The sequence below is a fragment of the Mesorhizobium sp. 10J20-29 genome (genome assembly GCF_054130485.1).
On the sequence record NZ_CP199156.1, the window covers coordinates 3,557,683 to 3,579,763 of the forward strand.

Consider the following 22,081-nt stretch of genomic DNA (forward strand, 5'->3'; position numbering starts at 1 on the left):
CGACGCTAATGCTGGCGCGCCGCCCCGGGAATCGCAGCCAGCAGTTGCTTGGTGTAGTCGTGCTGCGGGTTGAGGAAAATCTCGCGCGTCGGCCCCATCTCGACGATCTCGCCGTAGCGCATCACCGCCATGTCGTCGCAGACCTGGGCGGCGACATGCAGGTCGTGGGTGATGAACAGCATCGCCAGGTTGAGCCGCTGCTTCAGTTCGTCGAGTAGCTTCAGGACCTGCGCCTGCACCGTCACGTCGAGGGCCGAGACGGCCTCGTCGGCGACCAGCACGTCCGGTTCGAGCGCAAGCGCCCGGGCGATGCCGATGCGCTGACGCTGGCCGCCGGAAAACTCGTGCGGCAGCCGGTCGGCCGAGCGCGGGTCGAGCCCGACGAGCTCGAGCAGCGAACGCGCCCTGGCCAGCGCCTCGCTGCGCGCCACGCCGCGTGCGATCGGGCCGTCGGCGATGCTGAGGCCAACCTTGCGGCGCGGGTTAAGCGATGAGAAGGGGTCCTGGAACACCATCTGGATACGGCTGCGCTGGCGCCGCAGCTCCTCGCCGCGCAGGGCGCAATAGTCCTGGCCGCCGAGCTCGATCGTGCCGGAATCGGGGTCGCTGATGCGGGTCACCAGCCGCGCCACGGTGGATTTTCCCGAGCCCGATTCGCCGACCAGCCCGAGCGTGCGGCCGCGCCTGATCTGGAAGCTGACATCCTTCACCGCATGCACGGTGCGCACCGCGCCGAACATGCCGGCCTTGGAACGGTATGACTTGTTGAGGTTGGCGACCGACAGCGCCACCGGCTGTTCGGCCTCGGCCGGCCGGATCGCCGGCGTGCCGGACGGCACCGCCGCGAGCAGCGCTTTTGTATAGGGATGCTGCGGGTTGCTCAGCACGTCATGCGCCGTGCCTTGTTCGACAACGATGCCCTTTTCCAGCACCAGCACCCGGTCGGCGATGTCGGACACCACGCCGAAATCATGCGTGATGAAGATCACCGCCATGTTGCGGCGCTTCTGGATCTCGCGCATCAGCCTGAGAATCTGCGCCTGGGTGGTGACGTCGAGCGCGGTCGTCGGCTCGTCGGCGATCAGCAGCGCCGGTTCGAGCGCCAACGCCATGGCGATCATCGCGCGCTGCCGCTGCCCGCCCGACAGCTGGTGCGGATAGACCTTGATCGCCCGTTCAGGATCGGGAAGCTGCACTTCGCGCGCCAGGTCGAGAGCGCGGGCGCGCCGTTCGGGCGGCGTCAGCAGGTCGTGCGCCTCGAAGACCTCCATGATCTGGTCCTCGATGCGCATCGACGGATTGAGCGCGGTCATCGGCTCCTGGAAGATCATGCCGACGCGGCGGCCGCGCAGCGTGCGCAGCGTCGCCGCGTCCACGTGGATCAGGTCGATGCCGTCGAACAGCGCAGCGCCGCGCTCGACGCTGATGGCGCGCGGCAGCAGGCCCATCAGGGTCTGCGCGCAGAGCGACTTGCCCGAACCCGATTCGCCGACGATGCACAGGATCTCGCCGGCCGGCAGGTCGAAGCTGAGGTCGGCAAGCGCATAGTCGCGGTCGGCACCGCGCGGCAGCCTGAGCGCCAGGTGCTGTACCGATACGGTGGGTGCGATGTCGGGGAGAGCGGTGTCCATCATCAATATCCCAGCGCGATGCCGTCCTTGCGGTGATCCGAGGCGCCCCACAAAACGCCGCGCTCATGGTCGATCCAAACCGCCTGGCAGCCGCCGAGCGGTTCGTCGGCCCGGCGCGTCTGGTGGCCGCGCGCCTCCAGCCCGGCGCGCGTGTCCTCCGAGATGGTCGTCTCAAGGCTGATCATGCCGTCGGTAAAGAAGCTGCGCGGCTGGTCGGATGCCGCCTGGATGTCGAACCCGCGGTCGAGCACCTGCGACAGGATGTGGGCGTGGCCGGTCGCCTGGTACTGGCCGCCCATGACGCCGAACGAGCCGACCGTGCGACCGTCCTTGCACACCAGCGCCGGGATGATGGTGTGGAACGGTCGCTTGGACGGCCCAATGGCGTTGGGATGCCCGGGCGCCAGAGAGAAGCCGGTGCCGCGGTTCTGCAACAGCACTCCTCCTTTCTTGGCGTAGATGCCGCTGCCGAAGGCAAAGAACAGCGAGTTGATCAGCGACATCGCATTGCCATCGCGATCGACGACGCTGACATAGACGGTGTCGCGGTGGACCGGCATGTCGGCAACCGCGATCTGCGAGGCCCGGTCGAGCGAGATGCGGGCGCGCATCTTTGTAATGCTGGCGTCGGACAGCATCTCCTCGACGCTGACCGTCATGGCGGCCGGATCGGCGACCAACGCGTCGCGCTGCCGGTAGGCCTCCTTGGTGGCCTCGGCCAGCAGGTGGATGCGGTCGATCTCGCTCAGCGACGCGTCGGAGAGGTCGAAGCCGTCGAGCAGCCGGGCCATGATCAGCGCCGCCAGGCCCTGGCCGTTGGGCGGACACTCGACGAGCTGGTGGTCGCGATAGCCGGCCGAAATCGGCTGCGTCTCTTCGCAGGCAAAGGACGCGAAATCGCCCGCGTCGTGCAGGCCGCCCAGCGCCCGCAGCGTGGCGACCATGTCGTCTGCCACTTCGCCCTCATAGAAGGCGCTGCGTCCTTCGCGCGCGATCCTGCGGAGCGTCGCGCCGAGCGCCGGGTTGCTCAGCCTGTCGCCGGTCACCGGCGAGCGCCCGCCGGGCAGGAACTGCGCAGCCGCGTCGGCATGCGCTGCGACGCGGCTGGCATAGAGCTGCCAGTCATGCGCGACGCGCGGCGGAATCGTGAAGCCGTTTTCGGCGGCCTCGATGGCCGGCGCCAGGACGCGGTCGAGGCCGAGCTTGCCGTGTTCCCGGTTCAGTCTGCACCAGGTATCGACGGCGCCGGGCACGGTCACTGTGTGCACGGAATCGTCGGGGATCGTCGTCCAGCCTTTCGCCAGGTAGGTGTCCAGCGTCGCGGCCCGCGGCGACCGCCCGGAGCCGTTGTAGGAGACCATCGGGCCGCTGGCCGGCGAGTAGAGCGCGAAACAGTCGCCGCCAATGCCGGTCATGTGCGGGTCGATGACGCCTTGCAGGGCAACCGCGGCAATTGCCGCGTCGACCGCCGTGCCGCCGGCTTTCAGGATTTCGATTGCCGCGAGTGTCGCTTGCGGGTGCGAGGTTGCTGCCATGCCGTTCTCGGCGAGGGCCACCGATTTGCCGGGCACCATGAAGTCGCGGTCATGCATGTGAGTTCTCGATTTTCGGGATGTTGCGCAGTTCGGCCGCCGCCGCTAGGTCGCAGACTACCGTTACGTCGGGGTGTTGCTGCAGGAAGGAGGCAGGGTTGTGTGGGCCGACCTCGCCTTCGAGCGCACCGGCAAGGGCCTTCGCCTTCGCCGCGCCGGTCGCCAGCAGCACGATGCGCCGTGCCGACAGGATGGTCTCGATGCCCATGGTGATTGCCTTGCGGGGCATTGCCACGCCGGTTGGAAAGTCATTGGCGTTGGCCGCAAGTGTCGGCGGGGCAAGCTCGACGACGCGCGTCCGCGACGTGCCCTGCGAACCCGGTTCGTTGAAGCCGATATGCCCGTTGCGGCCGATGCCCAGCAGTTGCAGGTCGATGCCGTCGGCCGCCGCGATCGCCGCCTCGTAGCGGGCAGGTCCGGCGTCATCGCCCTCGGGCAGATGCAGCCGGCGCCTGTCGGCATCGACATGGTCGAAAAGGTTCCTGTCCATGTAGGCAGCAAAGCCCGACGGATCGCCGGCGGCAAGGCCGCAATACTCGTCGAGATTGAACGTCGTTACCCTGGCAAAGCTGAGGCCGCCCGCAGGGTGCATTCTGGCAAGCTCGCGATAGACACCGATCATCGAGGCGCCCGTTGCGAGCCCGAGAACGCTCGCCGGGTTGCTGCGGATGCGCGCGGCGAGAATGCCGGCCACCAGTTGCTCGGCCTCCCGGGAGGTTGCGAACAGGCGAACCGGCTGCTCGACTTGTGCGCGCAGGGCGCTCATTCGACCGCCTCGGCAACGTCAGCTTCCGACAGCAGGTCGTAGCCCTCGGTCTGGAACAGGCTCTCGTAGAGCCGGTCGAGGCTGCTTGCGATGGTGCCGAACAGCGCGGCCCGGCTGCCCAGCCTGCTGATGGTGCATTCGGGCGGCGAGGGCATGCAGAGCGGCAGGAAGTGGCGCACGCGCTCGAGCAGTTCGCTGCGCGCGCCGATGCTGCCGCCAAGTACCACGCGTTCAGGGTCGACGATTGCCGACACCGCCAGGATCGCCTCGGCCAGCGTGCGCGCCACCTCATCTAGCGTGGCGGCAGCGATGCGGTCTCCGCCCTTTATGCGGTCGATGATCTCGCGCACAGTCAGGCCGGTCTGGCCGCCCGCGCCTTCGTAGCGGTCGCGGATCGCCGCGCTGCCGATCGCCGTTTCAAGCCCGCCGGAGTGGAAGGTGCGGGAGTCGTAGGCGCTTGCGCCGACCGGCAGGGTTGCCACTTCGCCCGCTGCGCCGCGCGCGCCGCGCAGGATGCGGCGCTCGTTGATGATCCCCATGCCGACCCCGGTGCCGAGCGCTATGAAGACGAAATTGTCGATGCCCTTGCCTTCGCCCATCCACAACTCGCCCTTGGCGGCCATGTTGACGTCGTTGCCCACCTCGACATCGAAGGTCACGAGGTTTTCCAGTTCCTCGGCGAAGGACGAACCTTCGAGGCCGGCGATGTTCGGAACCATGAACAGCCGCTTGGAGCGATGATCGAAAGCGCCGGGAATACCGACGGAACCGACCAGCACACGGTGGGCCGGCAGGCCGGCGCGGGTGGTCAGTGTTTCGCTGGTGCGCGCCAGTTGCGCGATGACGTGCTGCCCGCCGCGCGCGTCGGTGGGTTCGACCAGTTCGGCGACGATGTTCCCGTGCATGTCGGCCAGCGCTGCCTGTATCTTGGTGCCGCCGACGTCGGCGCCAAACACCAGCGCGCGGTCGGCGCGTATTTCATAGGTGGCGGCGCTGCGTCCGACGGCGCCCTGCGTGCGGCCGGCCATCTGCACCCAGCCACCATTCTCGAGATCGCGGAACACCTCCGACATCGTCTGCTTGGACAGCCCGGTCAGCCTGGCGAGTTCGGCGCGCGACACGGGTCCCCTGTCGAGCAGGATGCGGACCACCGTGCGGAGCGTGATCTGTCGCGGCGTGGCGAGCGAGGAAAGATCGGTCATGAAAAGTCAAACTTCAATTAGTCAATGTAACGGACAAATTCACTGACAAATCTACTTTCGTCAACCCGGATACCATCAAATAGGGGTTATAATCCGGGTTCTTGGGCCGGTCCTGATCCGCAACATGGATAATTGGTTCGCCTGCTTTACAAAAGAAACCGAGTGTGTTTCGCTGCCATCCAAGGTGGAGACGGCTGCGTGGCGCAGGCGTAAAAAAAGTAAGAGGGAATTCCGAGTATGAAGCTAATGAAAAAGCTGACGGTCCTGTCGGGTCTGATGGCGATCTCCATGGCATCTGCAAGTGCAGAAACCCTGCGTGTCGGCCTGCAGGACGACCCGGATACGATGGATCCGGCGACCGGCGGCACCTATTCCGGCCGCATCGTATTCGACGCGCTGTGCGACAAGCTGCTCGACATCAATGCGAAGCTCGAGATCGTGCCGCAGCTGGCGACCGAGTGGTCGTGGAACGACAGCAACACCGAGCTGATGCTGAAGCTGCGCGAAGGCGTGACCTTCCATGATGGCAAGCCCTTCGACGCCGAAGCGGTCAAAGCCAATGTCGAGCGCATGCAGACGTTGAAGGAATCAAAGCGCCGTTCCGAGCTGTCGCCGATCAAGGAGGTCGAGGTCGTTGACTCGTCTACCGTGGTGCTGAAGCTAGAGACCCCGTTCGCACCGCTCCTGTCGGTGCTTACCGATCGCGCCGGCATGATGGTTTCGCCCTCGGCCGGCACCTCGACCGACGAGTTCGCCGCCAACCCGGTGTGCTCGGGTCCCTACCAGTTCGAAAGCCGCAGCGCGCGCGACAAGATCAGCCTGAAGAAGTATCCCGGCTACTGGAACGCGGACAAGATCGGCTACGACGCGATCGAGTACCAGATCATCCCCGACTCGACCGTGCGCCTGTCGCGCATCCAGGCCGGCGACCTCGATGTCGCCGAACGCATCGCACCGACGGACCTGGAGGCAATCCGGTCCAACTCGGACCTCGCGCTCTACACCTCGGCGGGGCTCGCCGTTTCGCATCTCTTCATCAACGTGCGTCCGGACTCCGGCGGCGTTCTCGCCGACAAGCCCGACCTGCGCAAGGCACTCGAACTCTCGCTCGACCGCAACGTGATCAACCAGGTCGCCTTCAACGGCGAGTTCACCGCCGACAACCAGATGATCCCGCCCTCCAGCGCCTTCTACAGCGCCAAGCACCCGATGCCGGCCCGCGACGTCGCCGCGGCCAAGAAGCTGATCGAGGACTCGGGCGTCGCGAACCCGGCCATCGAGATTACCTACGAGAACTCGCTGACCGACGGCCGCGTGGCGCAGATCATCCAGCAGATGGCGCAGGAGGCTGGCTTCACGGTCAACCTGCTGCCGCTTGAGACCTCGTCGGCCATCGAGCGCTATCTCGCCGGCAATTTCGAGCTCTACATCGGCAACTGGAGCGGCCGCGCCGATCCCGATCCGACGCTGTACACCTTCTTCGGCACCGGCGGCAGCCAGAACCTCAACGGCTACAAGTCGCAGGAACTCGACGATGTGCTGATCGCCGCGCGCAAGGAACTCGACACGGATGCCCGCAAGGCTCTCTACGAGCAGGCAGCGGAGATCTACCTCAACGACCGTCCGACCATTCCGCTTTACCACTCGACGTGGTTCTATGGTGCGCGTGCCTCGGTCGATGGGATTTCGATCTATCCGGACGGCATCCTGCGCGTCACGGGCGTGAAGCCGAAGTCCAACTGATCCGACGGCCGCGCCCGGTCACACGACCGGGCGCGGCCCCGACACCTCCGGGATCCGCCAGAACGACATGCTCAATTTCATCCTGCGGCGCATCCTGATCTCGATACCGACGCTGCTGCTCGTCTCGGTGCTCGTCTTCGGCCTGCTGAAACTGCTCCCCGGCGATCCCGCACTGGCGCTTGCCGGCCAGGAGCCGGACCCCGCGGTAATCGAATTCCTGCGCACCAAGTACGGCCTCGATCAGCCGCTGCCGGTGCAGTACTTCAAGTGGCTCGGCAGCATCCTGCAGGGCGATTTCGGCCTCTCCATCCGCACCCGCCTGCCGATCGGCGAGATGATCGTCCAGAAGCTGCCGGTCACGCTGCAGCTTTCGCTCCAGGCCATGCTCATCGCGCTTCTGATCGGCATTCCGGCCGGCGTATTCGCGGCCATCCGCCGCGGCACTCCGGTCGACTACATCGTCAGCCTGATCGGGCTCGGCGGCCTGTCGATCCCGAGCTTCTGGCTCGGCATCATGCTGATCCTGCTGTTTGCCGTCTCGCTCGGCTGGCTTCCGAGCGGCGGCTATGTCGGCTTCTTCGAATCTCCGCTCGACAATCTCCGCTACACGCTGCTGCCGAGCATCGTTCTGGGCACGGCCGCTGCTGCCATCGTCATGCGTCATACCCGCAGCTCGATGATCGCCGTCCTCAAGCAGGACTATGTCCGTACCGCGCGGGCCAAGGGCCTGCGCGAACGCATCGTGGTCACCCGCCACGCGCTGCGCAACGGCCTGATTCCTGTCGTCACCACCAGCACCCTGCATCTCGGCGAGCTTCTGTCGGGCGCCGTGCTGACCGAGCAGGTCTTCGGCATTCCCGGCTTCGGCAAGATGATCGTCGACGGCGTGTTCAGCCGCGACTACGCCGTCGTCCAGGCCGTCGTCATGTGTTCGGCGGTCATCTTTTTGCTGCTCAGCCTGATTGCCGACCTTGCCTACGTTGTCCTTAGCTCGAGGCTTCGCTCATGAGCGGCGAGGCCGCCCCGATGGCTGCTGCGCGCGGCGGTGCACGCCGCTCTGCCCTGCGACGCGCCCTGTTGCATCCGAGCACCATGATCGGCGGCACGCTGGTGCTGTTCTTCGTTCTGGTTGCCGTCTTCGCGCCGTTGATTGCGCCCTTCGATCCCAACGCCTCGGACTGGCTCGCCGTGCGGCAGGCGCCATCGGCCCTGCACTGGTTCGGAACTGACGATCTGGGCCGCGACGTGCTGTCCCGGGTCATCTTCGGGTCGCGCGCCTCGCTCGCGGCGGGCGTCATCGCCGTTGTCATCGCCATTTCCATCGGGGTGCCGCTTGGCCTGGTGGCGGGTTATTTTGGCGGCATCGTCGACGCCATCATCGCGCGCTTCACCGATGCCCTGCTGGCGGTGCCCTTCCTGGTCCTCGCCATCGCGCTGGCGGCCTTTCTCGGACCGAGCCTGCAGAATGCGATGATCGCCATCGGCGTTTCGGCCATGCCGGTTTTTGTCCGACTGACGCGCGGCCAGGTCCTCTCTATCAAGAACGAGGACTACATCACCGCGGTGCGCGCGCTCGGCGTGCGCGATCGCAACATCATCCTCGCCCATGTCCTGCCCAATGTGATGGCGCCGATCGTCGTCCAGGTCACCATCACCATGGCGGTCGCCGTGCTCGCCGAGGCCAGCCTTGCCTTCCTTGGGCTCGGCCAGCGCCCGCCAGCCCCGTCATGGGGCAGCATGCTCGACATCGCCCGCCAGTTCCTCACCGAGGCTCCTTGGATGGCGGTCTGGCCTGGCCTTGCGATCATCGCCATCGTGCTCGGCTTCAACCTGCTGGGCGATGGTCTTAACGATACGCTGACGCCGCAGTCCGAGGACAGCTGACGGTCGAAGGCAGGCTCGGTCACACGCGACGGATTTCGGCCGGGCACCGCAGTCTAACGATCGGCTCGGATTTGCCGGACACTGGCCGGCAGGTTCTGGTCAATCCACGCCTCGACGAAGGCATGCGGCATACCCCCAGCCAACCCGCCGCAGCAGGAGCTGCCCTTTCGGGATCCTGATGTTGATGTTCGAGCCGCAGTCTGCGCAATTCTGAGGATGGATCGGCTGGAGAGACAGCCGGCCAAGGCCCCGACGGGATACTTGCGGGGATCGCGTCATTTTCGACTCTTCACGAACGGGGTTATCTTGGTGTCGTCCGCAAGGCAGTCCCGGATGGCGTCGAGATCCAGGGTTTCCTCTGCTTCGAGCCTCGCGACGAGCCGGGAAATCTGGTCTCGATGGCTCTCGATCAGGGAGATGGCCTGTTCTTCGGCCTCGTGCAGCAGGTTCATCACTGCCTGGTCTACCCGGGCCGCGGTCTCATCCGCAAAGCTACGCGGCTGGGCGATCTGCTGTCCAAGGAATGGATGGTCTTCGCTTTGCCGCAGGTCTATCGGGCCGATCTCGGGATCCATTCCCCAGCGGGCGACCATCGAGCGGGCCATAATGGTGGCACGCCGGATGTCGTCATCGGCACCGGAACTGACCGAGCCCAATAAGGTCTTTTCCGCTGCCCGGCCAGGAGGGTGGTCAGTTGCACCCGCAGATAGGCTTCGGAGAGGGTATGGCGTTCGTTCTCGGGCAACATGTGAGTGCCGCCGAGGCTGCGTCCGCGCGGGATGATCGTGACCTTGTAGAGCGGGTCGGCGCCAGGATTGTAGTAGGCCGCGGCGGTATGTCCGGCCTCGTGCACGGCCAAACGGTGCTTTTCGTCCGGCTGGATTGCCAGGGTTCGCACCGTGCCCATCATCACCTTGTCGCGTGCCTCGTCCAGATCGGCAGGCGTGATGTCCGACCCTGACCGGCGCGCGGCAGTAATTGCAGCCTCGTTGAGCAGGTTCTTCAGGTCCGCCCCGGAAAACCCCGGTGTTCCCGCTGCGACCAGATCGAGCGCGACATCGGAGCGCAGAGGCAGGTTCTTCGCATGAACATCCAGGATCGCGCGGCGCGCACCCTTGTCCGGGAGAGACAGGGTCACGTGACGATCGAACCTGCCGGGGCGCAGCAGGGCCGGGTCCAGCACATCGGGGCGGTTCGTGGCGGCTAGGACGACAACCGCCTCACGGGCGGTGAAGCCGTCCAGCTCGGCCAGGATCTGGTTCAGGGTCTGCTCGCGTTCATCGTGCCCCCCGCCCACGCCGGTCCCCCGGGTGCGTCCGATGCTGTCCAGTTCGTCGATGAAAATTATGGCGGGCGCTTGTTTGCGCGCGGCCTCGAACATCTTGCGCACGCGGCCCGCGCCCACGCCGACAAACACCTCGATGAACTCCGAGCCTGAGGTCGAAAAGAACGGCACCTCCGCTTCGCCTGCCAATGCCCGCGCAAGCAACGTCTTGCCGGTGCCGGGTGGCCCCATCAGCAGCACACCATGCGGGACGGATGCCCCGACTTTCTCGAACCGCTTCGGATCCCGCAGGAATTCGACCAGTTCCGAAACCTCCCGCTTCGCCTCGTCCTGGCCCGCCACGTCAGCAAAGGTGATCTTGCTGGTGGGTTTGGTGGGCTTTGCCGATCTGCCGAGCAGGTCGCCCAGGCCGCCGGGAAGTCCACCACTGAATCCGCCTCCCGTCATTCTGCGGCTGAGCCAGAAATAGAATGCGATAATCAGCAGCCATGGCAGGAACGAAATCAGCACCGATGGAGCGCGAGGCTCCTCGGCCACGACGAGAACCCTGTTTTCCTCAAGCATCGGCAGAAGTGCCGGGTCGGGCTGCTGGGGTGTAATCGCACGGACCGTTTTGATCCCATCAGCGGTCGGCTCGCGCAACACTGCGACTATGGCGGTGGCTTCCAAGGTCACTGCGGAAACCTCACCCGTTCCAATGAGCTGTTTGATCTCGCTGTACGGTATCGATTTGCTGGTCGGTGACCCATCGGGCATCTGGGTGGCCAAGTAGCCCAAAAATGCCAGTCCGGTGACAAACGCCCAAAACAGGCGACCAAATGGACTCGGTTCGGGCGCGGAAGGCGGTTTCGCGTGATTTCCCATTCGGTTGTCCCAAGAAATTGCTGCAAGGCAGCCTTTAAAACCTCCTCATCGCACAGGAGAATATCACCTACACTAGCTGATGAACTGGCGTTGACGTTGACTCAGGTCAACTGGAGTTGTGGCTAATCAACTCGGGCTTGGCGCGCGTACTCTGGATCTGTGCTTCTTTGGGCGGAAGCCGAAGGTCGGCTTCCGGCTGTTATGACGCGACATCGGACCCTCATGGGCCGCGTGCACGTCTATGATCGATCCAGAATGGACTATGCCGAAACGCGATACACACGACAGGCAACAGTCGACGATTAGCTCGTGGCCACCCGAATGACGCCCATCATGCCGGCCGCCTGATGTTCGAGGATGTGACAGTGGAACATCCAGTCGCCAGGATTGTCCGCAACCAACGCGATCTCGACGATTTCTCGTGGCGCCATCAACACCGTGTCCTGCCATTCGCGGTGCCGGGTCGGTGCGCCGTTGCGCGAGATCACCCGGAATGAATGGCCATGGAGATGGATAGGGTGGTGCCAGGCCGTCATGTTCGTCATCCGGATTACGTGGCTCTCACCCTGAGCGAGCGTAAGAATCGGTTCCATCATATGACCCTGCGCCGCCACGCCGTTGATGAACCAGATGCCGCCGCCGTGCATCATGTCCATCATCGAGCCCATGGGATCGGAGGTCCCGCCGCCCATTTCCTGCATGACCATACCGCCCATCATCCCGCCGTTGAACGCCACCTCATGCCTCGTCGCGGCGGCGACGTCGGGCTCGGCGAGCCGGTTGGCAGGAAGATCGAGCGGCCAATCGGGAACGGTCTCGCGTAACGGTTCTGGTGCATAGACCATGTCGATCAAGCGGTAGTCTTGGCCTCGATAGAAGCGGTCGGCTACCGTATTCCGGCTCCCTGCCGCGCCCGTCATGTCGATGATCAGATCAGCCCGCATGGCCGGCCCCAATACGACCGCACCATCCTCGGGCGCATGCGGTGTCACAGGCTGACCATCCAGCGCGACGACCTGTACTTGAAGGTCCAAGAAGTCCAGTCCGAAGATGCGTGCGTTCGCCGCATTGATCAGGCGAAGACGTATGCGCTCACCCTTGCGCACGACAAACTGGTCGGGAATGCTCCCATTGATTGTTACGGTATTGCCGATGCGCCCGGCGTGGGCCATGTCGTGCCGGTTGCCGAAATCGTCGCTGATGGCGCCCGAGCTGGTGAGGCGCCAATCGTCTAGAACCCAGGTCACATCACGATCAACTCGCACCGGATCGGGCTCTTCGATGATGAGGGGTCCGTATAGTCCACGTCCCACCTGCTCAAAACTGCGCTGATGCGGATGATACCAGAAGGTACCGGCATCGACCGCGTCGAACTCGTAGACAAAGGTCTCACCGGGCGCGATCGGCGTCTGCGTCAGGTCAGGCACGCCATCCATTGCATGGGGCGTGCGCACACCGTGCCAATGGACAGTCGTCTCTTCCGCCAATTCGTTCTTGACGGAGATTCTCAGCCTGTCGCCCTGTCGGATACGAATTTCCGGTCCCGGCACCGAACCGTTGAAAGTCCAGGCAGGGGTTTCCAACGGAGGCTTGGTGACGAGCCTTGCCGTTCCTGGCCCGGGTCGGAGGTCAAACAGCTGGACCTGATGCGCAGAAGCAAACAGCTCCTTGTTCATGAGCGGCGTTCCTGCTGCAGCCGCTGCGGCCGCAGCGAGAAATGAGCGGCGCGTTATGTGCCATTTGCGCATATGGGACATGCTTGGACATCCTCCCTTCCGTGCTCCTGCAACTGCCAGCAGCTCCAGCCACCACGGGTAGGCCCTATTTGCCGACAAATGTGAAGAGAAGACAACTTCTCCTCAAGGGCGTTGCCGGCATCCGACACTGGCCCTGAGCAATCGATGTCTCAGGCAGGCTTGGGCGGGTGGCCTGCAGCCTCCATGTCACCTGATCCTTTCCGCCCCGGCCGCAGTCCTTTCGGCGGAACGCTCCTGGCACCGATACTCGCGGCCGGCGCCATGGCGCTTCCTCGGGCCGAAATGCAGATCGAAATCCCCGCCGACCAACCGTACTTTCAGCTGCCTCCGCCGCCGCAATACCGTTTCCGCACGCACGGCTCTCGGTCCGCTGCGGCGCTTGCAGTTCCAGGCTCGTGGGGGGAGGGGTAGGTCTCGACGGGAACTCACGCCGTGCAGGAGGATCGTGGCCGGGCCGCCGCGCGCCGCGGAACGGCGACCAGGGCTCACGACAGCCGGATTGGTTTGAAGCGCTCCTGTCCATCGCCTTCCGACATCACATTTTGGTGCGATTCCTCCCTCAGGGTGCCGGTTCGATTGACAAATTCCGCGAACAGTTGTCGAAGGCGATTGATGTTGAACGCTGGAAACATGCGACTTTCAGAATCCGCGCAATGGCGCGTGGCGCTTGCGGTCGTCTTTTTTCTGGTCAGTTCGCTGCAGGGCACACTCTTTGCATCAGCAGGCTCTTTCGGCCAGATGAACGCAAAGACCGCCGCCCATCACGAGATGGTCGTGGATGCGGCAAGCGATCATCACCATGGCCAGGCGGCTGATTCTGCAGCGCCGGCCGAAAAAAAGCACCATGGCGGCAAGTCCGTGGCCGACAAGGGCTGCGAGGTGCATTGCGCACCCGCCAGCGCCGTTCCGGTCGATTCGGTCGAAATCATGCACGCCGTTGCGCGGTGTTTTGCTCAATCGGTTGCCGCCGTCCTGATCGACGGCAACTATGCCGAATTCATCCGGCCTCCCCGACACCTGATCTGACACGCCCCAGCCGGGGTTAGCGCGCCGCGTCCGGAATCCGTTCCGGCGCGGCATCGAACGCACGTCAGCCTTCAGGGTCTTTCATGAATCTTGCACATCGAGCGATACTCGTGTCGCTGCTGTCCGTATCCGGATGCGCAGCGACGCCGCCACCCGACATCCTGCCAGCGGTCAGTCCCGTCGATCCCACACTCGGGATCAGGCCGACCCACCATCACCCGGTGATCGTCGACTATCACCCGCGCCAGCCGGTCGATCCGCAGAACTGGCGCAAGCTCAATGACGACCTGTCTCCGGCAAAAACGGGGGCGGGAACATGAAGCATCCGATCTCGAAAATCATTGTGGTTGTCGGTCTGCCGCTGCTGCTGGGAGCGTGCTCGACCACTTCCTCAAGCGACATGATGTCGGACACAGCCGCCTCGTTCGCCCCGGTGTCTGCACGGACTTCGGCAGTAACGGCTAGCCGCGCGGTATGGGTCCAGTCGGCCACCGAGGCCAGTGCCGTCTCGGCGCAGGTCAGCGGCCTTGTCCGCAACAAGCTGATCGGTCCGGACGTCGCGGTGCAGGTCGCCCTGCTCAACAACAAGGGCCTGCAGGCCGCCTATGCGGATGTCGGAATGAGCGCCGCCGATGTCTGGCAGGCATCCCTGCTGGTGAACCCGACCGTGTCCGTTGGCATGATCGGCATCGATCCGGTCCGCACGGTCGAAGCTGCGGTGGTCAGCAACATCCTTGCCATGATCACGCGGCCGCGCCGCGTGGCCATCGCCGAGGTGCGCTTCCGGCAGGCGCAGCTGCTGGCGGCTGAGGAGACGCTGCGGCTCGCCGCCGATACGCGGCGCGCCTGGATCAATGCCGTCTCTGCCTGGGAAACGGTTTCCTACTACAACAAGGCGCAGCAGGCAGCCGACGCCGCATCCGCGCTCGCCGCGAAACTCGGCGAGACCGGCGCCTTCACCAAGACGGGGCAGGCGCGCGAGCATGTCTTCTACGCCGAGCTCACCGGCCAGGCCGCCGAAGCCCGGCTCGCGGCACGCACCGCCAAGGAGGAGCTCACCCGCCTGATGGGGCTGTGGGGAAGCGACGTCGACTACAGGGTGCCCAATGCGCTGCCCGCCATCCCGGGTTCGGTCGCCGCCAAACGCGCAATCGAGGCCGAGGCGTTGCAGAACCGGGTCGACCTGGAGATCGCCAGGCTGGCTCTCGAGGCCGAAGCTCGCTCCCTCGGGCTCACAGAGGCGACCCGCTACCTGACCGATCTGGAGCTGCTTGCCGGCGTCGAGGTCGAGCGCGAGAGCGACGCGGAGGGCACCACCACGACGGCGGTACCGATAGCCGAAGTCGAATTCGTCATACCAATCTTCGACACCGGCAAGGCGCGGATGCGCAAGGCCGAGCTCGCCTACATGCGCGCCGCCAACCTCTTGGCGGAGAAGGCGGTGAACATCCGCTCGCAGGCGCGCGCCGCCTACGATGCCTACCGCTCGACCCATGAGATCGCGCGCCACTACCGCAACAATGTCGTGCCACTGCGGGTCAAGATCGAGGAGGAATCGGTCCTCACCTACAACGGCATGATCACCAACACCTTCGAGCTGCTCGCCGACACCAGGGCGAAGATAAACTCGATCATGCTGTCCCTCAACGCCAAGCGCGCCTTCTGGCTCGCCGATGTCGACCTCGGCACGGCCATTCACGGCGGCGGCGGTTCGACGCCGGCTGGCGGCGGGATGGTCGCCGCGGTCGCCGATGCCGGCGGCGGACACTAGGAGCGGGAGAAGAACATGGTCACAAGACGTCAGCTAATCGGCGGCGGTGCATTTCTCGCCGGCGCGGCCGCTTGGTCGAAAACCTCGGCGATGGGCCTGCCCGATGCGCCGGTCATGGAATCGCCGGACATGCAGCCGCCCATCTTTCCAACCAGCGGGCCGGACTACCAGCCCGTGGTCACGCTCAACGGCTGGACCCTGCCGCACCGCATGAACAACGGGGTCAAGGAGTTCCATCTCGTCGCCGAACCGGTCGAGCGCGAACTCGGGCCCGGCATGACCGCCTATCTGTGGGGCTATAACGGCCAGTCGCCCGGTCCGACCATCGAGGCCGTCGAGGGCGACCGCGTGCGCATCTTCGTCACCAACCGGCTGCCCGAGCACACCACGGTGCACTGGCACGGGCTGATCCTGCCCAACGGCATGGACGGCGTCACCGGCCTGACCCAGCCCGGCATCCCGCCCGGCAAGACCTTCGTCTATGAGTTCGACCTCGTGAAGAGCGGCACCTTCATGTACCACCCGCACGCCGACGAGATGGTGCAGATGGCGATGGGCATGATGGGCTCCTTCGTCATCCACCCGAAGGACCCGGGCTTCATGCGCGTCGACCGGGACTTCGTCTTCCTGCTCAACGCCTTCGACATCGAGCCGGGCGCCTACGTGCCGCGCGTCATGGAGATGACCGACTTCAACCTGTGGACCTGGAACAGCCGGGTGTTTCCGGGGATCAGCCATCTCGTGGTGGCGAAGGACGACAGGGTGAGGGTCAGGGTCGGCAACCTGACCATGACTAACCACCCGATCCACATGCATGGCTACGACTTCGAGGTCACCTGCACAGACGGCGGCTGGACGCGGCCCGAAGCGCGCTGGCCTGAAGTCTCCATCGACATCCCGGTCGGCGCCATGCGCGCCTACGAGTTCGACGCCGTGCATCTCGGCGACTGGGCGATCCACTGCCACAAGTCGCACCACACGATGAACGCCATGGGGCACGACGTGCCGACTTTCATCGGTGCGAACAAGACCGAGGTGAGCAAGAAGATCCGCACGGTGCAGCCGGACTACATGGCGATGGGCAACCGCGGCATGGCCGACATGGGCGAGATGGAGATGCCGCTGCCCGACAACACCATCCCGATGATGACCGGCTGGGGCCAGTTCGGCGCGATCGAGATGGGCGGCATGTTCTCGGTCGTCAAGGTTCGCGAGGGGCTTGCCGCCGACGATTACAGCGACCCCGGCTGGTACGAGCATCCCGAAGGAACCGTCGCCTACGAGTGGACTGGCGACATACCCGACCCCGTCAAGTCCGACGACGCAAGAACGATGGCCCCGGCAAGTCCGCACGGCGGTCACAAACAGGGATAATTCCCGCAACCAAAGACAAGGAAGCATGATTCATGAATCGACTGACAGTTTTACTCCCGGCGCTGCTGCTGTTCGCATCGCCGACCCTCGCATCGGGCACCCACGACGGTGGCCACCACGACATGATGGCGATTGGCAAGGCCGGCGAGGCCGCCAAGGCGAAACGGACGGTGATGATCACGATGCTGGAAAACGACGACGGGCAGATGCTCTTCGAACCGGCCCTGCTGAAGGTCAAGGCAGGCGAAACCGTTCGCATGAAGTTCGTCAACAAGGGCGAGACCGACCACGAATTCGTCATGGACGGCCATGCCGAGATCATGAAGCACAAGGAACTGATGGCGAAATTCCCCGAGATGGAACACGACGACCCCAACGCCATCCGGCTGGCACCCGGCGAGACGGGCGAGATCGTCTGGACCTTCGCCAAGGCCGGCGGGTTCCATTTTGGCTGCCTCATTCCGGGCCACTACGAGTCCGGAATGAAGGGCGAAATCACCGTCAGCCACTGATCGAAACACAGGAACGAGACAATGAAAATGATCATCAAGGCGATCGCGATCGCTGCCATGTCGCTTACCCTTGGCGGAACCGCGGCCGCGGTCGAATACACCAAGGGCGAAGTCACCAAGATCGACGCCAAGCAGAAGAAGCTGACCATCAGGCACGAGGAACTGAAGAACCTCGACATGCCGCCCATGAAGATGGTGTTCGTCGTGGCCGACGAGGCCATGCTGGAACAGCTTGAGGAAGGCCAGCAGATCGAGTTCGTCGCCGAGAAGGTCAATGGCCGTCTGACCGTCACCGAGATCAAGTAGCTAAAACCGGGGCGGCAGGCTTTGGTCCTGCCGCTCCCTCAACCGTGGAGAAGGAAGATGGGTGAAATGATGTCGGACGGAATGATGTGGGGCATGGGATTCTGGGGCGTTGTCGGACTGGTCGTGATCGCGCTCGTCGTCGCCGCACTGGTCAAGTATGTTTTCTTTCGATAGGAGGCCGAGAATGTCTACAACCCTAGTTGCTGTGCGGACAGCGCTCGTCGCTGCCGCCCTGCTCGTTCCGGGAATAGCTACCGCCGGAGAGGCGCTGGAAGTGCTGAAGTCGGCATCTTGCGGCTGCTGTATCGCATGGAGCGATCACATGCGCGAGAATGGGTTTGCCGTAACCGAGCGCGACCTGGCACCGGCCGATCTGATGTCCGCCAAGGCCGAAGCCGGCCTGAAGGAAGGCCAGACCTCCTGCCACACCGCCCATGTTGCGGGCTACGTTGTCGAAGGTCACGTGCCGGCCCGCGAAGTCAGAAGGATGCTCTCGGAGAGCCCCGACGCAATCGGACTCAGCGTACCGGATATGCCTTACGGTTCACCGGGCATGGGCGAGCCAGGGCCGGACGCTGACCCCTATGATGTTCTTCTCCTGATGCGGGACGGCTCGACTGAAATCTACGCCAGTTACCCCTAGACCCGCTTCGACGGAACATGGTGGCCCTCAATGGACAAAATTGCGGGCCCCAAGCCCGCGAACATCCGCGACGTCATGGATCATCACGTCGCGCGATCATCGATCAGATGGTTTGGTTTCGCGAGACCATTCAATGCCTTCATGTCGTTCAGGCGGATTGTCGTTCCGTCAACGTCGACGCCATAGGGCTTCAGCGTGTTGAACGCGCGGGACAGGTTCTCAGGCGTCATCCCGAGCAGCGATGCCATTGTTCGCTTGTCGTAGGGCAGTTCCACCCTGCCGGTCTCCCCCTGATCCCTGTGGTAGCGGATAAGACGATTGGCCAGACGCTCGATGGCGGTTCGCAGCTTGATGTCCTTGTGCTCCTTGACCACGGCACGATAGCAGCCCGCCAGTTCGAGAACGATCGCGCGTGCGAACGCTTCGTCCGCCCGGAATGCCCGACGAACATCTTCGACGGGAATGAGTAGGACTTTCGATTTTTGGCAGGTGCGTGCCGACATCAGATAGACGGCATCCTTGAGCACCGCGGCAAGAATGAACGTACCGACCGGCCGGACCATACCCATGGTCGACTCCCGACCGTTCGCCCGTGCGTAGAGTTCGACGCACCCCTCGATCACGACGTGGAGGAAGTCTGCTGGATCGCCTTCTGCGATGAGATCGAGTTGTGCCGGAAAGGTCTGCAGGTAGGCAGCTTGCACGAGCGCATCGAAATTTGATTCGTCCATGCTCTCGAACAATCCGAGGGACCGGACTTCCGGCAGGTCAGCTGTTCGCATGATGGCTATCCTTGATATTTATCAAGCGTCGGATTGACCGTCTACTCACCCTACAAAATAGAACCAACGAGCACTCTTGATGCAGACGCCCCTCGGTCTTGCCGTGGTCGTCCCTGAGGCTTGTTCCTTCAATTCGCTGCGCGATCCTTGATCTCGATCAAATGCGATGAAGCGACAGCGATGGTTATTGCCCCTGATTGTTTGCTGCGGCGGTGCAACCCGCCCGAGATTTGGGGGACTAGCAGATGCATTCGCTTGAGGGCGTCACACGCACAGACCAGAACCGCGCATTGGGGCTCAGCACCATCGCATTCACAGTCTGTTTTGCAGTTTGGACGATCTTTGCGATCATCGGCGTGCAGATCAAAGCCCAGCTCGGGCTCAATGAGACGCAGTTCGGCATCCTGGTTGCAACGCCGATCCTGACCGGTTCGCTGACCCGGCTGATGCTGGGCATCTGGACCGAACAGTATGGCGGCCGGCTCGTTTTCCCGATCCAGATGCTGCTGACGGCCGTGGCTACCTGGCTGCTGACCCAGGCGGAAACATTTCCGATGTTCCTGGTCGCGGCACTCGGCGTTGGCCTGGCGGGTGGCTCGTTTGCAATCGGCGTCGCCTATGTCTCGCATTGGTATCCGCGCGAGAAGCAGGGTACGGCACTGGGCATATTCGGCGCCGGCAATGTCGGCGCGGCCGTCACCAAGTTCGGCGCTCCTTTCGTCATGGTCGCCTTTGGCTGGCAGGCCGTTGCCAACATATGGGCGCTCGCGCTGGCGGCGATTGCCGTGATTTTCTTCGTTTTCTCCAAGAACGATCCCGTATTCGAGGCACGGCGCAAGTCGGGCGGCAAGGCTGCGAGCATTGCGTCACAATTGGCGCCGCTCAAGAACCTGCAGGTCTGGCGCTTCTCGCTCTACTACTTTTTCGTGTTCGGCGGCTTCGTGGCTCTTGCCCTGTGGCTGCCGCATTACCTGGTCGACGTCTACAGCGTCGATATCCGCACCGCAGGCATGGCCGCGGCGGCGTTTTCGCTCTCGGCCAGCATCTTTCGTGCCTATGGCGGACATCTGGCTGACCGGTTCGGCGCCCGCGCGGTGATGTACTGGACCTTCGGGTTCGCCCTCGTGTTGCTGTTCATGCTGTCCTACCCGGCAACGACCTACATCATCCACGCCAGGGGCGGCGACATCACCTTCTCGACGCAGATGGGCTTCGGCGCCTTTGTGATGATGATCTTCGGCCTCGGCTTCTTCATGAGCCTCGGCAAGGCAGCGGTCTTCAAGCACATTCCGGTCTACTATCCGGACAATGTCGGCTCGGTCGGCGGTCTGGTCGGGATGATCGGCGGGCTCGGCGGTTTCGTGCTACCCATCGTCTTTGGTGCCCTGCTCGACCTGACAGGCATCTACACGACCTGCTTCGCTTTCCTCTTCCTCCTTGTCGCAATAGCCCTGATCTGGATGCATCTGGCCGTGCGCAACATGGAGCGCACGAATCCGGGCGTGGCACGCGATGCGCTGCCCGAACTCCCGGAGTTCGAGGGCATGCCGATCCCGGCCGCGCCTTCGAGTGCCACAGTGACAGAATGGGATCCGGAGGACGCCGGTTTCTGGGCTTCCAAGGGGCGCAGCATCGCCCGGCGCAACCTGTGGATTTCGATCCCGGCGCTGCTGCTGGCCTTCTCGGTCTGGATGGTCTGGTCGGTGGTGGTTGCGCGCCTGCCGGCCATCGGCTTCAACTTCACTCAGGGACAGTTGTTCTGGCTGGCGGCGCTCCCCGGCCTGTCGGGCGCCACGCTGCGCATCTTCTACAGCTTCATGGTGCCGATCTTCGGCGGTCGCTTGTGGACGACGCTTTCGACCGCTTCGCTTCTGCTGCCGGCAATGGGCATCGGCTATGCGGTCCAGAACCCCGAAACGCCCTACCTGATCTTCCTGGTGCTGGCGCTTCTGTGCGGCCTTGGCGGTGGCAACTTCGCCTCGTCGATGTCCAACATCAGCTTCTTCTACCCGAAAGCGGAGAAGGGAAACGCACTGGCGTTGAATGCCGGCCTTGGCAATCTCGGCGTGTCGGTCATGCAGTTCCTCGTGCCGCTGGTCATCACCATGGGCGTTTTCGGCGCCCTTGGCGGCAATCCGCAGCCACTGTCGGATGGCGGGCAGCTGTGGTTGCAGAATGCCGGTTTCGTCTGGGTGCCGTTCATCATCGTGGCCACGATCGCCGCCTATCTGGGCATGAACGACATCGCATCGGCCAAGTCGTCCTTCGCGGATCAGTCCGTGATCTTCTCGCGGTTCCACAACTGGGTCATGTGCATCCTCTATACCGGCACCTTCGGCAGCTTCATCGGCTACTCCGCGGGCTTTCCGCTGCTGATGAAGACCCAGTTCCCGGAGGTCAACGCGCTGTCCTATGCCTTCCTCGGGCCGCTGGTCGGCGCCTTGAGCCGCGCAGGAACAGGCTGGATCTCCGACCGCTTCGGCGGCGGACGGGTCACATTGTGGGTGTTCGTCGGCATGATGCTGGCTGTCTTCGGTGTCCTCCAGTTCCTGCCGTCCGATGGTGCCGGTGGCAACTTCTGGCTCTTCTTCGCCTGCTTCATGGCTCTGTTCTTCCTGACCGGCGTCGGCAATGCCTCCACCTTCCAGATGATCCCCGCGATCATGCGTCGGGAAATTCCCCGCCTGATGCCAAAACTGGATGCGGCAAGCATGCAGAAGCAGATCGAACGCGAGAGCGCAGCGATCATCGCCTTCACCTCCGCAATCGCCGCCTACGGCGCGTTCTTCATTCCGAAATCCTACGGCACGTCAATGGCGATGACAGGCGGGCCAAACGCAGCGCTCTGGGGCTTTGGCGTCTTCTACGCCGTCTGCACCGTGCTGACGTGGCTCTACTACACCCGCCGCAACGCCCCGGTTCCCTGCTGAGCGGATGAAACGA

Annotated in this window: 17 protein-coding genes and 1 pseudogene; 11 read left to right on the forward strand and 7 right to left on the reverse strand. The window is 63.9% G+C overall.

Features of this window, described 5'->3' with window-relative positions; translation table 11 throughout:
• Positions 1-5 precede the first annotated feature (5 nt).
• Genes ACT2BZ_RS16960 through ACT2BZ_RS16975 form a run of 4 tightly spaced genes read right to left on the reverse strand, consistent with a single transcriptional unit; the run spans position 6 to position 5,191 of the window.
• Positions 6-1,634, reverse strand: a complete 1,629-nt coding sequence (locus ACT2BZ_RS16960; RefSeq protein ID WP_457936294.1) for an ABC transporter ATP-binding protein — start codon at positions 1,632-1,634, stop codon at positions 6-8.
• Positions 1,634-3,223, reverse strand: coding sequence for a gamma-glutamyltransferase (gene ggt / locus ACT2BZ_RS16965; protein ID WP_457936295.1), 1,590 nt, complete (start codon positions 3,221-3,223; stop codon positions 1,634-1,636). Before ggt ends, ACT2BZ_RS16960 begins: the two co-directional genes overlap by 1 nt.
• Positions 3,216-3,989 (reverse strand): glucosamine-6-phosphate deaminase, encoded by a 774-nt coding sequence (locus ACT2BZ_RS16970; protein WP_457936296.1) that lies wholly within the window; start codon positions 3,987-3,989, stop codon positions 3,216-3,218. The genes ggt and ACT2BZ_RS16970 overlap by 8 nt, the downstream gene beginning before the upstream one ends.
• Entirely contained in the window at positions 3,986-5,191 is a 1,206-nt protein-coding gene (locus ACT2BZ_RS16975; RefSeq protein WP_457936297.1) for an ROK family protein, read from the reverse strand. The genes ACT2BZ_RS16970 and ACT2BZ_RS16975 overlap by 4 nt, the downstream gene beginning before the upstream one ends.
• A gap of 237 nt (positions 5,192-5,428) precedes the next feature.
• On the opposite strand from ACT2BZ_RS16975, the gene ACT2BZ_RS16980 reads away from it, so the two are divergent.
• The 3 genes from ACT2BZ_RS16980 (at position 5,429) to ACT2BZ_RS16990 (ending at position 8,818) form a co-directional block, all read left to right on the forward strand.
• Positions 5,429-6,934: an ABC transporter substrate-binding protein gene (locus tag ACT2BZ_RS16980; protein ID WP_457936298.1), complete on the forward strand. Its 1,506-nt coding sequence runs from the start codon at positions 5,429-5,431 to the stop codon at positions 6,932-6,934.
• A gap of 67 nt (positions 6,935-7,001) precedes the next feature.
• On the forward strand, positions 7,002-7,943 hold the full coding sequence (locus ACT2BZ_RS16985; protein ID WP_457936299.1) for an ABC transporter permease: 942 nt from the start codon (positions 7,002-7,004) through the stop codon (positions 7,941-7,943).
• Positions 7,940-8,818, forward strand: a complete 879-nt coding sequence (locus ACT2BZ_RS16990; RefSeq protein WP_457936300.1) for an ABC transporter permease — start codon at positions 7,940-7,942, stop codon at positions 8,816-8,818. The genes ACT2BZ_RS16985 and ACT2BZ_RS16990 overlap by 4 nt, the downstream gene beginning before the upstream one ends.
• 275 nt (positions 8,819-9,093) lie before the next feature.
• Here ACT2BZ_RS16990 and ftsH read toward each other — a convergent pair.
• A pseudogene (ftsH, locus tag ACT2BZ_RS16995) lies at positions 9,094-10,967 on the reverse strand (ATP-dependent zinc metalloprotease FtsH).
• A 302-nt stretch (positions 10,968-11,269) separates the two neighbouring features.
• A complete protein-coding gene (locus tag ACT2BZ_RS17000) occupies positions 11,270-12,643 on the reverse strand; it encodes a multicopper oxidase family protein (protein ID WP_457936301.1) in 1,374 nt (457 codons plus the stop codon).
• Between the two features lie 741 nt (positions 12,644-13,384).
• Between ACT2BZ_RS17000 and ACT2BZ_RS17005 the strand changes: the two genes are divergently transcribed.
• The 7 genes from ACT2BZ_RS17005 to ACT2BZ_RS17035 all read left to right on the forward strand — a co-directional run bounded on the left by ACT2BZ_RS17005 (position 13,385) and on the right by ACT2BZ_RS17035 (position 18,356).
• Entirely contained in the window at positions 13,385-13,750 is a 366-nt protein-coding gene (locus ACT2BZ_RS17005; RefSeq protein ID WP_457936302.1) for a hypothetical protein, read from the forward strand.
• An 83-nt stretch (positions 13,751-13,833) separates the two neighbouring features.
• Positions 13,834-14,070, forward strand: a complete 237-nt coding sequence (locus tag ACT2BZ_RS17010) for a hypothetical protein (protein WP_457936303.1) — start codon at positions 13,834-13,836, stop codon at positions 14,068-14,070.
• Positions 14,067-15,521, forward strand: coding sequence for a TolC family protein (locus ACT2BZ_RS17015; RefSeq protein ID WP_457936304.1), 1,455 nt, complete (start codon positions 14,067-14,069; stop codon positions 15,519-15,521). The genes ACT2BZ_RS17010 and ACT2BZ_RS17015 overlap by 4 nt, the downstream gene beginning before the upstream one ends.
• 15 nt (positions 15,522-15,536) lie before the next feature.
• On the forward strand, positions 15,537-16,895 hold the full coding sequence (locus ACT2BZ_RS17020; RefSeq protein WP_457936305.1) for a multicopper oxidase family protein: 1,359 nt from the start codon (positions 15,537-15,539) through the stop codon (positions 16,893-16,895).
• A gap of 32 nt (positions 16,896-16,927) precedes the next feature.
• Positions 16,928-17,407 carry a cupredoxin domain-containing protein gene (locus tag ACT2BZ_RS17025; protein WP_457936306.1) on the forward strand — a complete coding sequence of 160 codons (480 nt, stop codon included), beginning with the start codon at positions 16,928-16,930 and terminating at the stop codon, positions 17,405-17,407.
• Positions 17,408-17,428: 21 nt separating this feature from the next.
• On the forward strand, positions 17,429-17,713 hold the full coding sequence (locus ACT2BZ_RS17030) for a copper-binding protein (RefSeq protein ID WP_457936307.1): 285 nt from the start codon (positions 17,429-17,431) through the stop codon (positions 17,711-17,713).
• 184 nt (positions 17,714-17,897) lie between these two features.
• Complete coding sequence (locus ACT2BZ_RS17035) at positions 17,898-18,356, forward strand: DUF411 domain-containing protein (protein WP_457936308.1); 459 nt, start codon at positions 17,898-17,900, stop codon at positions 18,354-18,356.
• An 83-nt stretch (positions 18,357-18,439) separates the two neighbouring features.
• On the opposite strand, the gene ACT2BZ_RS17040 is transcribed toward ACT2BZ_RS17035, so the two are convergent.
• Positions 18,440-19,138 carry a cyclic nucleotide-binding domain-containing protein gene (locus ACT2BZ_RS17040; protein WP_457936309.1) on the reverse strand — a complete coding sequence of 233 codons (699 nt, stop codon included), beginning with the start codon at positions 19,136-19,138 and terminating at the stop codon, positions 18,440-18,442.
• Between the two features lie 245 nt (positions 19,139-19,383).
• Between ACT2BZ_RS17040 and ACT2BZ_RS17045 the strand changes: the two genes are divergently transcribed.
• Positions 19,384-22,068 (forward strand): nitrate/nitrite transporter, encoded by a 2,685-nt coding sequence (locus ACT2BZ_RS17045; RefSeq protein WP_457936310.1) that lies wholly within the window; start codon positions 19,384-19,386, stop codon positions 22,066-22,068.
• Positions 22,069-22,081 lie beyond the last annotated feature (13 nt).